Source organism: Myxacorys almedinensis A (assembly GCF_010091945.1).
Classification (GTDB): Bacteria; Cyanobacteriota; Cyanobacteriia; order Leptolyngbyales; family Leptolyngbyaceae; genus Myxacorys; species Myxacorys almedinensis.
The window spans coordinates 181,783-195,574 of the sequence record NZ_WVIE01000003.1; the positions used below are offsets into that span (position 1 = coordinate 181,783).

General features: G+C 52.2%; 10 protein-coding genes. 8 read left to right on the plus strand and 2 right to left on the minus strand.

Features of this window, described 5'->3' with window-relative positions; translation table 11 throughout:
- The first annotated feature begins 289 nt into the window (after nucleotides 1–289).
- Nucleotides 290–1,999, plus strand: coding sequence for an AarF/UbiB family protein (locus GS601_RS03655; protein ID WP_162421908.1), 1,710 nt, complete (start codon nucleotides 290–292; stop codon nucleotides 1,997–1,999).
- 140 nt (nucleotides 2,000–2,139) lie between these two features.
- Nucleotides 2,140–2,514, plus strand: coding sequence for a hypothetical protein (locus tag GS601_RS03660; protein ID WP_162421909.1), 375 nt, complete (start codon nucleotides 2,140–2,142; stop codon nucleotides 2,512–2,514).
- 46 nt (nucleotides 2,515–2,560) lie between these two features.
- Here GS601_RS03660 and GS601_RS03665 read toward each other — a convergent pair whose 3' ends face one another.
- Nucleotides 2,561–3,454: a tetratricopeptide repeat protein gene (locus GS601_RS03665; RefSeq protein ID WP_162421910.1), complete on the minus strand. Its 894-nt coding sequence runs from the start codon at nucleotides 3,452–3,454 to the stop codon at nucleotides 2,561–2,563.
- A 427-nt stretch (nucleotides 3,455–3,881) separates the two neighbouring features.
- Nucleotides 3,882–7,547 carry a WD40 domain-containing protein gene (locus GS601_RS03670; RefSeq protein WP_162421911.1) on the minus strand — a complete coding sequence of 1,222 codons (3,666 nt, stop codon included), beginning with the start codon at nucleotides 7,545–7,547 and terminating at the stop codon, nucleotides 3,882–3,884.
- A gap of 245 nt (nucleotides 7,548–7,792) precedes the next feature.
- On the opposite strand from GS601_RS03670, the gene GS601_RS03675 reads away from it, so the two are divergent.
- From GS601_RS03675 to GS601_RS03700, 6 genes are all read left to right on the plus strand, one after another.
- Nucleotides 7,793–8,965 carry a BMP family ABC transporter substrate-binding protein gene (locus GS601_RS03675; RefSeq protein WP_162421912.1) on the plus strand — a complete coding sequence of 391 codons (1,173 nt, stop codon included), beginning with the start codon at nucleotides 7,793–7,795 and terminating at the stop codon, nucleotides 8,963–8,965.
- Nucleotides 8,962–10,032 (plus strand): ABC transporter permease, encoded by a 1,071-nt coding sequence (locus tag GS601_RS03680; RefSeq protein WP_338016954.1) that lies wholly within the window; start codon nucleotides 8,962–8,964, stop codon nucleotides 10,030–10,032. The genes GS601_RS03675 and GS601_RS03680 overlap by 4 nt, the downstream gene beginning before the upstream one ends.
- 76 nt (nucleotides 10,033–10,108) lie before the next feature.
- Nucleotides 10,109–11,047 carry an ABC transporter permease gene (locus GS601_RS03685; RefSeq protein WP_162421913.1) on the plus strand — a complete coding sequence of 313 codons (939 nt, stop codon included), beginning with the start codon at nucleotides 10,109–10,111 and terminating at the stop codon, nucleotides 11,045–11,047.
- 16 nt (nucleotides 11,048–11,063) lie between these two features.
- Complete coding sequence (locus GS601_RS03690) at nucleotides 11,064–11,462, plus strand: allophanate hydrolase-related protein (protein WP_162421914.1); 399 nt, start codon at nucleotides 11,064–11,066, stop codon at nucleotides 11,460–11,462.
- Between the two features lie 16 nt (nucleotides 11,463–11,478).
- Nucleotides 11,479–12,165, plus strand: coding sequence for a biuret amidohydrolase (gene biuH, locus GS601_RS03695; protein ID WP_162421915.1), 687 nt, complete (start codon nucleotides 11,479–11,481; stop codon nucleotides 12,163–12,165).
- Nucleotides 12,166–12,252: 87 nt separating this feature from the next.
- On the plus strand, nucleotides 12,253–13,791 hold the full coding sequence (locus tag GS601_RS03700; protein WP_162421916.1) for an ABC transporter ATP-binding protein: 1,539 nt from the start codon (nucleotides 12,253–12,255) through the stop codon (nucleotides 13,789–13,791).
- Nucleotide 13,792: the final 1 nt, after the last annotated feature.

A 13,792-nucleotide genomic window follows, 5' to 3' on the forward strand; every position in this document is an offset into this window, starting at 1 on the left:
GTCAAATTTTGCTGACGAAGAATGCTCAAACCTCTCGTGCATTATCGGTTTGAGCTTTGTTTTTGTGGCTCAATATTGTTCTAGAAGTTGTAGTTTTATATACTAGAATGAGATAAAAGCAACAAATAGTAATCATTCAAAAAGCAGTCGGGCATCAAGGGATTCCCTGAACTTCTGATCGCTAAACTTTTGGTTTAAAGGTAGAGATAGAAGTGGAAAGTACGGTTGCAAGGCTCAACTGCTGTTGATGGTTGTCCGCATCCTTCGTTTCAAGAGGTAAGATAAACCCGTGGGTCGAATTTCTTTGTCTCACCTGAGACGCTACGACGCTACCGAAATCGCCCGATATTATGGTCTTCGTCCCTGGTGGGCAGTTTGGCGATCGCTTCGGATCATTTGGTATTTCGCTGGCTTTATTCTTGGACTCAAGCTCGACCCATGGTTCGATCGCAAAGCGCAAAACAAGCTTCGTCGTGCCGCGCAATTGCGCCAAATTTTGACCACGCTAGGACCAGCCTACATTAAAGTTGGGCAGGCACTCTCTACGCGCCCTGACCTGATTCGGCGTGACTATCTAGACGAATTAATCAAACTGCAAGATCAGTTGCCCCCGTTTCCAAACGAGATCGCTTTCCGCATTCTTCGATCAGATTTAGACGCCGAAATTGACGAGGTTTTTGATGATTTCTCACCCAATCCCATAGCGGCGGCGAGTTTGGCGCAAGTTTACAAAGCGCGGCTCAAAACCGGTGAAGAAGTTGCGGTTAAGGTTCAGCGCCCAAATCTTCTGCCTACCCTGACGCTCGATCTGTATCTGATGCGATGGGCGGCGGGCTGGCTAGCTCCTTGGCTACCGTTGAATTTGGGTCATGATCTGAGGCTGATTGTAGACGAATTTGGCACAAAACTTTTTGAGGAAATCGATTACCTCAATGAAGGACGCAACGCCGAAAAGTTTGCCACACATTTCCGCAACGATCCGACTGTGAAAGTTCCTAAAATCTATTGGCGGCACTGCACCCAGCGCGTTCTGATCTTGGAGTGGATTCATGGCTTTAAGCTGACTGACACGGCGAGCATTGAGCAAGCGGGGCTAGATACCGATGCCCTCATCCGAATTGGCGTAACGGCAGGCTTACGGCAACTGCTGGAATATGGCTTTTTCCATGCCGATCCGCACCCAGGCAACCTCTTTGCTGTGCCCGGAGAGAACGGGGGGAAAATGGCATTTATCGACTTCGGCATGATGGATCAGCTAGAAGAAGAGGCAAAGGAAACGCTAGTGGATGCCGTTGTGCATCTGATCAACAAAGATTATGTGGATCTAGCGCACGATTTTGTCAAACTTGGGTTTTTGGCTCCGGGTACTGATATTTACCCGATTGTGCCAGCGATCGAGTCGGTGTTGGGCGACATCATGGGCGATAGCGTTCGAGATTTTAACTTCAAAACAATTACTGATCGCTTTAGCGAGTTGATGTATGACTACCCGTTCCGAGTGCCTGCCAAGTTTGCGTTGATCATTCGATCGCTAGTTACCCAAGAAGGCTTGGCGATTACGCTCAACCCAGATTTTAGAATCGTTGAGGTGGCGTATCCTTACGTTGCTCGCCGGTTGCTGACTGGAGAATCTCCAAGATTGCGGCGTCGCTTGATTGAAGTTTTGTTCAAAGATGGTAAATTCCAGTGGCGGCGATTAGAGAATATGATTGCGATCGCACGCGCCGATGAGACCTTCGACCTCCTACCGACCGCCCAACTTGGCTTGCAGTATTTGCTTTCTGATGAAGGAAAATATCTCCGACGGCAGCTACTCTTAGCGCTTACCGAAGACGATCGCCTCCATACCGAAGAAGTTCAACAATTGTGGAATCTGATCAAAGACGAGATTCAACCTGCCCGGATCTTTAACGCTGCCCTAGGCGCGATCGCAGACTTTTCGACCGCTCGCGCTGCCGCCTTTATGCCGTCAGTGGTCTCTCTTACCGACTTTAGATAACCTTTCCTACACTCTAGTAGTAAGAACAATCTAGGAGTGAGCCATGCCACTGACCAATGATGAAGGATTGACGGTAGGATTGAGTATGACAAAAAGTAACGGGTTTCCCGTGTCTGCCCTTTAGCCCCTCAAGACGAACTGTGAACTACTTTTTCCCTCAGCCCCCCTATCTTCTCCTATGTGCAGGTCTGCTTGCGAGTCTTGCGTCTGGGCTTGCGTTTCAGGCAGTCTTAACGCAATCTGTGCAAGATTGGTCTAAAAATCGTTCGACTCGTAGTTTGGCAAATATGCGCGGGTTTAACCTTTTCTTACCCTTTTTGGGAATGGCAGGCGGCTCTTGTTTCTTTTTGGCATCTGGTGTTGAGATTTTTGGGTTTCCAACCAGGCTCGCCTATGCGATCGCAGTGCCGATGACGGCGTTTGTCAGTTGGCTGGTGTGGTCGCAATTGGGCAAAATTCTAGTTCAGCTAGAAGAAGGGGGGTCTGCGGCCCTAGATCTCGATTCGTTTCGATGACAGCGTTTGCAAAGTTGGTCACGCCTATTTTCCTGATCAACGGCTTTTATCGACTACGCAGGCGTTGAAGTTGCTGTTGCGTTTTCGTTGCCCACTGCGAATTGCCTTGAGCCGAATATAGGTTGCCAGCGTAGGCGAGAACTCGTTGGGCTTCCTGGACGTTTCCTTTTCGGACAAACGCTAGACCTGCGGCATAATAAGCGTTGGCAAATTTTGGATTGGCTTGAGTCGCTTGTCGAAAGGCAGAAAGCGCGCCTTCTAAATCGCCCTGAGTGTAGAGAATTGATCCCAAACTATAGTGAGCGTCTGCATAGCTCGAATTGCGCCCAATCGCTTGTTTGAATGCCACGATCGCATCGTTCGTTTTGCCTTGGCGCTGATAGACTAACCCTAAATGATAGAGGGGTTCTGAGGCATTGGCGCTCAGTTTTGAGGCATTTTGAAACGCTGCGATCGCGCCCGGCAGATTGCCTTCTCGCCCCAACAGCAAGCCGAGATTGTAGTGAGACAGTCCTAATTTTGGATCGAGTTCTAGCGATCGTTGCAAATAGTCTTTGGCTTGCTGTAAATTACTTCCTTCTAATAGCGCGGCTCCCAAATTTGCATAAGCTAGGGCAAAATTTGGACTCGATTGGGTGGCTAGATAAAACGCATCGGCAGAGCCTTGAAGTTGTCCTTGCTGGCGAAGTGCTAGCCCTAAATTGTAATGGGCGGCGGTTAAGCGTGGATTGACACGAGCGGCTTCGCGGAAGACTGCGATCGCATCACTCAATCGCCTTTGCTGAACGAACTGCAAGCCTTGAATTACCAATTCTTCACCCGATTTTCTTGAGGTTTGTGCCATCAATCTAGATTGAGAAGGCAACAGGCTAGGACTGAAGGAGAGCAACCCGCTCACAATTAGCAGAGTTAGAGGTTTCAGAAACAACTGAACAGACATAAAAACTTACACGCAAAGAGTGAAAGTGCGACTTGCAAAGGATACGCAGCCAATCATAACAGCAGAAGATCGCTTAACCCACATGAGCGAATCATAATAGAAAAATAGAATTTCAGAAACACAACCCAGACCAACGCTATGGCTCTTGTTTCCACAGAGTATAAACATATTCAAATCGACGAAAATAACGTTCCTAAGCAAGGCGTGCTGAGGCGGAAGAATCTCCACTTATAGCTAGATTGCAGCAGCAAGGATTGCTCAGATGAGCGTTGCCTTTTATCTCTGAATGAACACGTTCATCGAGCGATCGCAACCGAATTACGCCGTCGTGGGGTTGATGTATTAACGGTTCCAGAAGAAAGACAGCAAGGATTGTCAGGATAACCGTCTATCATGAACGACGATTGCAAGATTAGGCGTTAGTCAGTTAGTCAGAAGGCGCGATCGCACCCAATCGTTGCATGGCAGTTAATTGAGCCATCGTCAGACCAACCGCTCCGGTGAGATTCAATCCTTCGTAAGGACGGGGAACCCGTAGCGTTTGGATTAGAGTCGCCCGATGTAAAGGAATGCTATTTTGCTGATCTGGCAGTTGCCACAGCTTAATGGTTTCATCTTGACTACAACTGGCGAGAACTCGCCCCTCCGAGCCATAGCAGAGTTCCCGAATCCAGCGAGAATGTCCGCCGAATTGTGCAGTGTAGGTGGCAGGGGTCTCTGTCCAATTCCAAAAGCGAATCGTGGCATCAACGCCGCTACTGACAAGAATAGGGCGCAGTGGGTCAAAGGCTAGGGTGAGAACGGGTACGGCTTGGGCTTGGAGGGTCTGAGCGCATCGCCCGTTTGCTAAATCCCACAGCTTAATCACGCCATCTGCGCTACCGCTTGCTAGGGTTTTCCCATCGGGGCTAAATGCTGCACAGCGAACCCAACTGCGATGATCGGCGAGAACTTTGATGCAGCGTCCGGTAGATAATTCCCACAGGCGAATCGTTGTGTCTTGGCTGCCACTGGCTAAGGTTTGCCCATCTGGACTCAGCGCGATCGCCCATACACCGCTGCGATGTCCCTCCAAAATCTGGCGACACTGAGTCGTCGGGATATCCCAGATCCGCAGTGTCCCATCAAGGCTGCCACTGATGAGCGTTTGTTTATCTTGGCTAAACACGACTGAAAGGACGGCATCACTGTGACCGTACAGCGTAGAGAGCAGTTTGCCAGTCTGAGCGTGCCACAGCCGGACGGTGCGATCTTCGCTGCCACTCGCTAGCAGATCACGGTGAGGACTAAACGCCACTGACCACACCCAGCTTTCGTGTCCTCGCAGGATTTTTTGAGGCGACTGAGGCTCTTTTGACTCAGAAGCATCCCAGGCAGGGAGATGCTGAAGCGACCAGAGGCGGATCTGACCGTCCTGATGTCCACTGGCTAACTGCCGAGTGTCAGGACTCAACGCAATCCCCCAGACGCCGTTACTGTGTCCTCGAAAGGTCTTGATGCAGCGATGGCTATGACCTTCCCACAAGCGCACGGACTGATCTTCACTGGCGCTGGCAAGTACCTGGGTGGCTGGGCAGATCGCGATCGCAGAAATCCAGCTTTGGTGTCCCTTCAGCACGCGCAGACATTCGCCCGTATAGTAGTTCCAAACCCGAAGGCGATGGTCATCACAGCCAGTGACTAAGGTTTTGCCGTCCCTCGCAAAGGTGACAGCGCGAATCTGGTGAGGATGAGCCGCGATCGTAGCCTGACAGTGCCCAGACTCGACCTGCCACAGTTTGACGGTGCGATCGCGGCTACTGCTGGCTAACCAACGACCCTCCGGACTAAACGCCACCGAGAACACCCAGCCCGTGTGCGCCTTGAGAATCTTGAGGCACGTTCCACTTTGAACATCCCACAGCCGCACGGTGCGATCGAAACTGCCGCTTGCCAAAAGATATCCAGCGTTAGGAGACGGCGGCTGAGTCACGGCTGGATACCGATGAGGCGCAAAGGCAATCGATCGCACCTCACAATCATGCCCCTTGAGGACATGCACCAGTTTTTGGGTTTTGATCTCCCAAATGCGAATCAGCCGATCTTCGCTGCCGCTTGCTAACAGCCGACCATCCGGACTAAACGCTAGGGAAAACACGCGATCGGCATAGCCTTCAAACGTGTGCAAGCACTCTCCGGTTTGCACATCCCACAGGGCGACGGTGCGATTGGCGCTACTCGCTAGCCAGCGACCATCCGGGCTAAACGCCACCGACCATACCCAACCCGCTTCCATGCGGCAGCTAAACAAGGGCTTCCCATCGATCACCTGCCGCACATGAATCTCGTGGTTGATATCTCCTGTTGCCAGGAGTTTGCCGTCCAGACTGAATGCGATCGCGAGAATTTGGCTAAAGGACTCCTTAAACGCCGTTTTTGAGACATCCGCTTGGCTGAGGTTGACGTGATGCAACACCGCTCCTCGCAAATCGGCTTGCCAGAGCGGGAGTTGAGAGAAGTCCCATCCGGTCAAGTCCACCTGAAGCTGAAGCAGCAGATTGAGCAGATTGCCACTGAGATAGCCCACCTGCGTTTTGGGCTGTTCTCGAAATGCCTCCAAAGCCCGCCGCACTCCGGTTGTGAAATCCGCTAAACCTTGCTGGCTCAAGCATTGATCGACAATGGGCTGAAGCAGAAGGCGACGCTGCCAACCGCGAAGGTAGTCTGGGGCGTCTGCCTTTAAGAGGGCATGGGAGCGCAAGAGGTGAATGTGGGGATCTGCCTGCCCTAACGTCTCTAGCTCGTGGGATGCCTGCTTGATCAAGCCTTCAGTGAGGTATTCTAGCACCACAGGCTGAAGCGTAAACCGATTGGCTTTTCGTTCGATCAGCGATCGCGCCTGTAAGGAATTTAACGCTTCGAGCAAATCGCCTAACCTCACCGAGGGCAGCAGATCCGATCGCAAGTCTGCCAGCGTTCCTGATTCCCGGTAAATGGCAAACCAGTACAGGACGTGCCGTTCTAGATCCGACAGTCGATCGATCTGTCCGGTGAGCAGTTGTCGGATATCGTCAAAGACAGACTGCCCCTGGATCAGCAAGTCTAGAAATGGCTCAATTTGTCCATCAAAACAGCGCCGAACCACCGCCGCTACCATCTTTAACGCCAGAGGATTGCCGCCGTAATGGTTGACCAAAGTGTGCCACTGGTCAGCCGTGCCGATAAACTCTCCTTTCAGCTGTACGAGTTGCTGCCCAGTCTGAGGCGAAATTCCGTTGAGATAGAGCGATCGGATCGGGAGTGTTGTGCCTTCTTGGGTTGCCATCTCGCGAGGCTGTTCTCGACTTGTTAGCAACACCGCACTGCGATGGTCGCGATCGCACAGATAGCGCCAAAGCTGACCATAGTTTTCGTATCCGACAGAATAATGTCCCGCCAGATGTCCTGCCTGCATAATCGTTTCGGCATTATCAAGAATCAGCAGCCCCCGTGAGTGGCGGAGAATGTCGAGCAATTGCCGGAGACCCGCCTCTACCGTATCGGGAAGGTCGGTTAGAGATTGAGGGCGAAGCGATCGCAGCAGATCGCTGAGCAGATCTTGCAACGTCGGCATGTGTTGGAGCGATCGCCAAATTACCCAGTCAAAGCGATCTTGAAGTTGGCGTCCAAATTGGATGGTTAAGGCAGTTTTGCCAATGCCACCCATGCCCAAGATTCCGACAAACCGACAGCCTTCCTGCATCAGCCAGCCTTCTAGTTGCTCCAGTTCTGCCACTCGCCCATAAAAAATCGACGTGTCGGGCGCATCGCCCCAGTCTATCCGGGGTTGGGGCGTGAGAATGGCAGGAGGGGGGAGCGGTTTGCTCCGATCTTGACGCTGTAAAACTTGATGCAGATTGTGTTTCGTGACCTTCTTCCCTAATTTCTGCGAAAGTTGCTGCCAGAGATGAGCGCCCGTTTGCTTCACATACCCCACTTCATATCCCGTGATGCTGGCAATTTCTTGATAAGACTGATCTTGCCAAGCATGGTGTAGGATAGCCATTTGCAGCCGATTGAGATGATGATCATCGAGAACCGTTTCAATGAGTTCTAGGGCATCTTCAGACTTCATAGATGTGCGAAGCTCCGGTAGAGAGGCTCACCAACTAGCGGTTCTTTCAAAGTTGTGCGAATCGCCAGCAGCCTCTAGAGGACTTGATCCTACGCAGGTTCCGAACCCGAACTTTGTTATAGAAATTACTTTTCTCGCACCTTGGGCTAACTTTTCTCGCACTTTTTCATATTTCTAGACTCGGTTCACCCTGGTAAACTCTCCGTAATTTCAGCATCTCAATCTCTTTTCGGAGGGGAGTTAGCATGACGCACAGACAGGCTTTCTATCTATCACGGCGGCAGGTCATGCGGGGGCTGTTAGCCGCATCTGCCTTGGGGGTTGCTAAATTTGGGGCAGGTTGCACTTCTGTAAACAGCAACGCCACAGGCGGCAAGGGCGAGCCACTCACCGTCGGCTTTATCTACGTTGGACCGAAAGACGATTACGGCTATAGCCAAGCCCATGCTTTGGGGGCAGCCGCGATCGCTAAAATTCCGGGTATTCGGGTGGTGGAAGAAGCCAATGTTGCCGAAACTAATGCGGTGCAAGAAACGATGCGGAGCATGATTAATTTAGATGGCGCAACGGTGATATTTCCCACGTCCTTCGGCTATTTTGATCCTCATGTTTTGGCAGTGGCAAAGGAATTTCCCAAGGTGCAGTTCTTTCACGCGGGTGGGCTGTATCAAGAGGGGGTTCACCCAAATAATGTCGGCAGCTATTTTGGCTACATTGACGAAGCCCAATACATTGCGGGTATCGTCGCCGGACATGCAACTCAATCGAATAAGTTAGGGTTTGTGGCGGCTAAGCCCATTCCTCAAGTGTTGCGAAATATCAATAGCTTTACGCTGGGGGCACGCTCTGTCAATCCAACGGTGAAAACCCAAGTCATTTTTACAGGCGAATGGTCAGAACCCGTCAAGGAAGCTGAAACCACGAACAGCATGGCAGACCAAGGGGTCGATGTGGTGACCTGTCATGTGGATAGCCCTAAAGTGATCATGGAAACGGCGGAGAAACGCGGCATTTATTGCTCTGGCTATCACGCGGATCAGGCGAGCCTTGCTCCTAAAGGCTATCTCACGGGCGCAGAGTGGGACTGGTCAAGCATCTACACTCAATATGCTCAAGAACTTTTAGCCGACAAAACCTTGATGGATGACAGTATTCCTCACTTGCTGCGGGGCGGTCTCTCTAGCCAATTCTGCAAGCTTTCCCCTTACGGTGCTGCGGTCACAGCAAAAGCGAAAGCAGATGCCGAGGCTGCCAAACAGCGATTGCTGAGCAACGAGGTGGCAATCTATAAGGGCGAAATCAAAGACAACACAGGCAAGGTGCAAATTCAAGCGCAGCAGGAAATGAAGCAGCAGGCGATTGAGCTAGAGAAGATGAATTGGCTGGTGGAAGGAGTTGACGGTAAGGTGACGGGATGATGGTGAAACACTGGCGAAAAACCTTGGAAGCGATTTGTATCCCTATTGGGGCGTTGCTTGTTGCGCTCGTTCTGTTTGGTGGGTTCTGTGCGATCGCAGGTGCAAATCCATTCGGGGTGTATTCCTCGATTTATCGAGCGGCATTTGGCACCTGGAGTTCGTTTCAAAATACCTTGATTCGAGCCGCGCCCCTAATGCTCAGTTCGCTCTGTACAGCCCTTCCGGCACGGCTTGGACTGGTCATCATTGGCAACGAAGGCGCGATCGTGATTGGCGGACTCAGTGCTGTCGCCGTTGGGCTGTTCCTAGATGGCAGTGCGCCGACGATCGTTCAGATTGGCATGGCGCTAGGCGGAATTGTGGCAGGTGGACTGTGGATTGCCCTGGTCGGGGCGCTCCGCCACTACCGAGCGGTCAACGAGACGATCAGTAGTTTGCTGCTGAACTATATTGCGATCGCTATTCTCAATCAGCTTGTCTCAGGTGTCATGCGCGATCCGAGTTCGCTCAACAAGCCCTCGACCTATCCCATTGGCATGGCGAGTATGTTGGGCACCCTGCCGGGGACGAGGGTGCATTACGGACTGCTATTTGGCATTGTTGCCTGTGGGCTGGCTTATCTGCTGATTCAGCGCACTACCTTTGGGTTTGCAGCCCGGATCGCGGGGGGAAATCTTCGCGCCGCTCGAATTGCGGGTCTGCCCGTTGGCAAATTAACGATGGCGATTTGTTTTTTGGGCGGAGCCTGTGCGGGCTTGGCTGGCATGGTCGAAGTGGCGGCTGTCCACGGACGGGCGAATGAATCTCTCAATGCTAACTATGGCTACGGCGGCGTGTTGGTGGCATTTGTGGCACGGCACAATCCCTTGGCGGCTGTCTTGGTTTCGGTGTTGCTGGGCGGCATTCTCGCCAGTAGCGGAATTTTGCAACGCAGTCACAACTTGCCTGATGCGACAGCGCTTGTTTTTCAGGGATTGGTATTTCTGGTGGTTCTCTACAGCGAATCTCTTTACGGAAAGTTTGAGATGTTTAAAGAACGGAGTGCGATCGCTCCGAGTGTGGCATAGCCGTTTCCTGCGGAGTTGCGCTCTGCACTCATCGCGCCCACAGCTAAAAAGAACACTTAATCTGGAGAATTGGGTCATGACGACTGAAGTTTTGGGGTGGTGGGGCGTTCCGCTCGGCATTGTGGCAGGAACTTTGCGCGGCAGTGCGCCGTTTCTGTTTGTTAGTTTGGGGGAATGTCTCACTGAAAAGAGTGGCAAGATTAACCTCGGTTTGGAAGGGACGCTGCTCATGGGCGCGATGAGTGCCTATGCCATTTCCTATCTCACCGGATCGCCGTGGCTTGGGGTAGGGGCGGCAGGGCTGGCGGGGCTGGGGTTTGGCTTAATTCACGGCATCGTTGCTCAGCGTCCTAGAGTCAATGATGTTGCGGTGGGCATCGCCATGATTATCTTTGGTAGTGGCGTGGCATTCTTTTTGGGGAAACCTTTCATTCAGCCTTCTGCTCCCCAACTGCCGACGCTGGATTTTGGTGCTTGGAGCAGCCTGCCTGCGGTGGAGTCGGCGCTGAAAGTCAGCCCTTTGTTTTTGTTGGGGATTGCGATCGCGCCTCTGATGCAGTGGTTTTTTCGCTCGACCCGTTGGGGCTTGCTGATCCGAGCGGTGGGCGATAGTCCAGATGCCGCTCGTGCGATGGGAGTGTCGATCTATAACGTGCGGCTCTTGAGCATCATGGCGGGCAGTTTTCTAGCGGGCATTGGCGGCGCATCTCTTTCTCTGTTTTACCCCGGTAGCTGGACAGAACGCATTTCAAGTGGTCAGGGCTTGATGGCTGTGGCGCTCGTGATTTTTGCCCGGTGGAATCCGATTCAATGCCTCTATGCTTCCCTGCTGTTTGGGGGCGCTCAGGCGATCGGGCCTGCCCTCCAATCGGTCGGCGTAGACTCTTACTATTACCTCTTCAACGCTTCTCCCTATATTTTGACGCTGCTGATTATGATCCTCACCTGCTCTCCCCAGCGAACCTTGGCGGGAGTGCCAGGAGCCTTAGGTAAGCCCAGCGAATCTCGATTGTAAAGTGAGAGCCAAAACGATGCTCGATAGGGTGAACCTTGCGGTGAATGGTACGCTGATGCGCGGCTTGGAACTCAACGGAAATTTGCTTGCCGTCGGAGCAACCTTTGAGCGAGACGCCCAGACCAAACCGACCTACCGACTGTGGTCAATTGGCGATCGCCATCCTGCGATGATGCGCGTCACGGGTGGAGGTCAGGCGATCGCGCTCGAAGTTTGGAACGTTCCCCTCCAAGGACTCGGCACCATTCTTTTGCAAGAACCGCCAGGGCTGTGTATTGGAAAAGTCTGTCTAAACGATGGGGAGGAGGTTTTAGGCGTTTTGGGAGAAGCCGCCCTCTGTGAAACTGGCATCGAGATTACTCACTGGGGCGGCTGGCGGGCATATATCGCAGCGCGAGTGAAGGAGTCGAAATAAACATCGGAGAGACATCATGAGCAAATTTGTTGCCGCAGACCCTTATCCCTATCCCTATAACGGCGATTTGCGTCCTGAAAATACCGCGCTGATCATCATCGATATGCAGACTGACTTTTGTGGCATCGGGGGCTATGTCGATCGCATGGGCTATGATCTGTCGCTGACCCGCGCCCCCATTGAGCCGATTAGCAAAGTCTTGTTTATGGCGCGGCAGCAAGGATTTCACATCATTCATACCCGCGAAGGACATCGCCCCGATCTCGCCGATTTGCCAGAAAATAAGCAGTGGCGATCGCGGCAGATTGGGGCAGGAATTGGCGATCCGGGTCCTTGCGGTCGAATTTTGGTGCGGGGAGAACCCGGCTGGGAAATTATTCCAGAATTAGCGCCCCTAGAGGGAGAGGTGATTATCGACAAACCTGGAAAGGGATCATTTTACGCCACCGATCTCGATCTGATTCTGAAGCGTCAGGGCATTCAAAACATCCTGCTCACCGGGATCACAACCGATGTCTGCGTCCACACGACGATGCGAGACGCCAACGATCGCGGCTATGAATGTCTGCTGCTCTCAGACTGCACCGGAGCCACCGATTATGGCAATCATTTAGCCGCTCTCAAGATGGTGAAGATGCAGGGCGGTGTTTTTGGGGCTGTAGCTGATTCATCTGCTTTGTTAGAAGCCATAAATTTTGTGTAGTTTTGAAATTCATAAAACCATAGTAAGACTGATTCTTATTCTGAATAACTTTTGATTCACTTAAGTATTTCATCTGGAGATCTCGTGATGCTCTCTGACCTTTACTCTTCAACTCAAACGCCGGATTTGAAAGTGATTGACCTCGCCAAACAATTTGGTAGCTTGATCGCCCTCGATCGCGTCTCCCTACACCTACAACCCGGCAGTTTTCACGCTCTACTCGGTGAAAATGGGGCTGGAAAAAGCACGCTTGTGAAGTGCATCATGGGCTTCTATCAACCGACCTCTGGTGAGATCTTGATTGAGGGGCGATCGCAGGAGATCAAAAGTCCTTCTGTCGCTCATCAGTTCGGCATTGGCATGGTCTACCAGCACTTTACGTCGGTTCCAGCGATGACCGTGGCGGAAAATTTGGTGCTATCGCGATTTGACAGTCCCAAACTGATCAACTGGCGGCAGGAAATGGAGCAACTTCAGGCATTTATGGAGGCTGCCCCGTTCCAGATCCCCTTGACTCGACCGGTTTCTCAACTCGCCGCCGGAGAAAAGCAGAAGCTCGAAATTTTGAAGCAGCTTTATCTCAAAAGCCGAGTGTTGATTTTAGATGAACCGACCTCGGTGCTAACGCCCGGAGAAGCAGATGAAATTTTGGGTCTGTTGCGAAAAGAAGTCACCGCAGGGCATTTGAGCGTGCTGATGATTTCTCACAAGTTTCGCGAGGTGATGGCGTTTGCGGATGAAGTCACGGTCTTGCGAAAGGGACGGCTAGCAGGGCAGGGTTTCGTCAAGGAGTTAACGATCGCTGCGATGGCGCAAATGATGCTCGGAGAAGAGCGAACGGCAAAGACTGTCGCCAAGGCAACGTTGATCGCCGAGACGCCCGTACTAGAAATTCACAATCTCTGTGCGGATAAAGATAATGGGCTGCCTGCGATCGCAACCCTAAACCTAAGCGTTCACAGTGGCGAAATTGTTGGCATTGCCGGGGTGTCTGGCAATGGTCAGAAAGAATTGGTGGAATCGTTGGCAGGTCAGCGGGTGCCGACGGCGGGGCAGATTTGCGTCAACGGCGAACCGTATACTGCCACTCGCGCTCAGATGTTTCGGCATCAGGTCTTTGTGCTGCCCGAAGAGCCGCTGCAAAATGCCTGTGTTTCCCACATGAGCGTCTCCGAAAATCTAGCGCTACGCACGTTCGATCGTCCGCCGCAATCCAAGCAAGGATTTCTACTGCTGCGCGTCATGCGGCAGATGGCACAGACTTTGGTGCAAACGTTCTCCATTCGCACCCCTTCAGTCAACACGCCCGTTGGCAACCTGTCAGGGGGCAACGTCCAGCGAACGGTCTTAGCGCGAGAGCTATCCTCCGATCAAATTCGGTTATTGATTGCGTCCAATCCCTGCTTTGGTCTGGACTTTGCGGCGGTAGAGTACATTCACAGCGAAATTGTCGCCGCCCGAAATCGAGGGGTTGCCGTCTTACTGGTGAGTGAAGATTTAGACGAATTGCTCACCCTCGCCGATCGCATCTTGGTGATGAGCGACGGGAAACTGGTTTATGAAGGTGCGATCGCAGAGGTCGATCTCACAACAATTGGTCGTCGGATGGCAGGTCACTCCTCTTAAG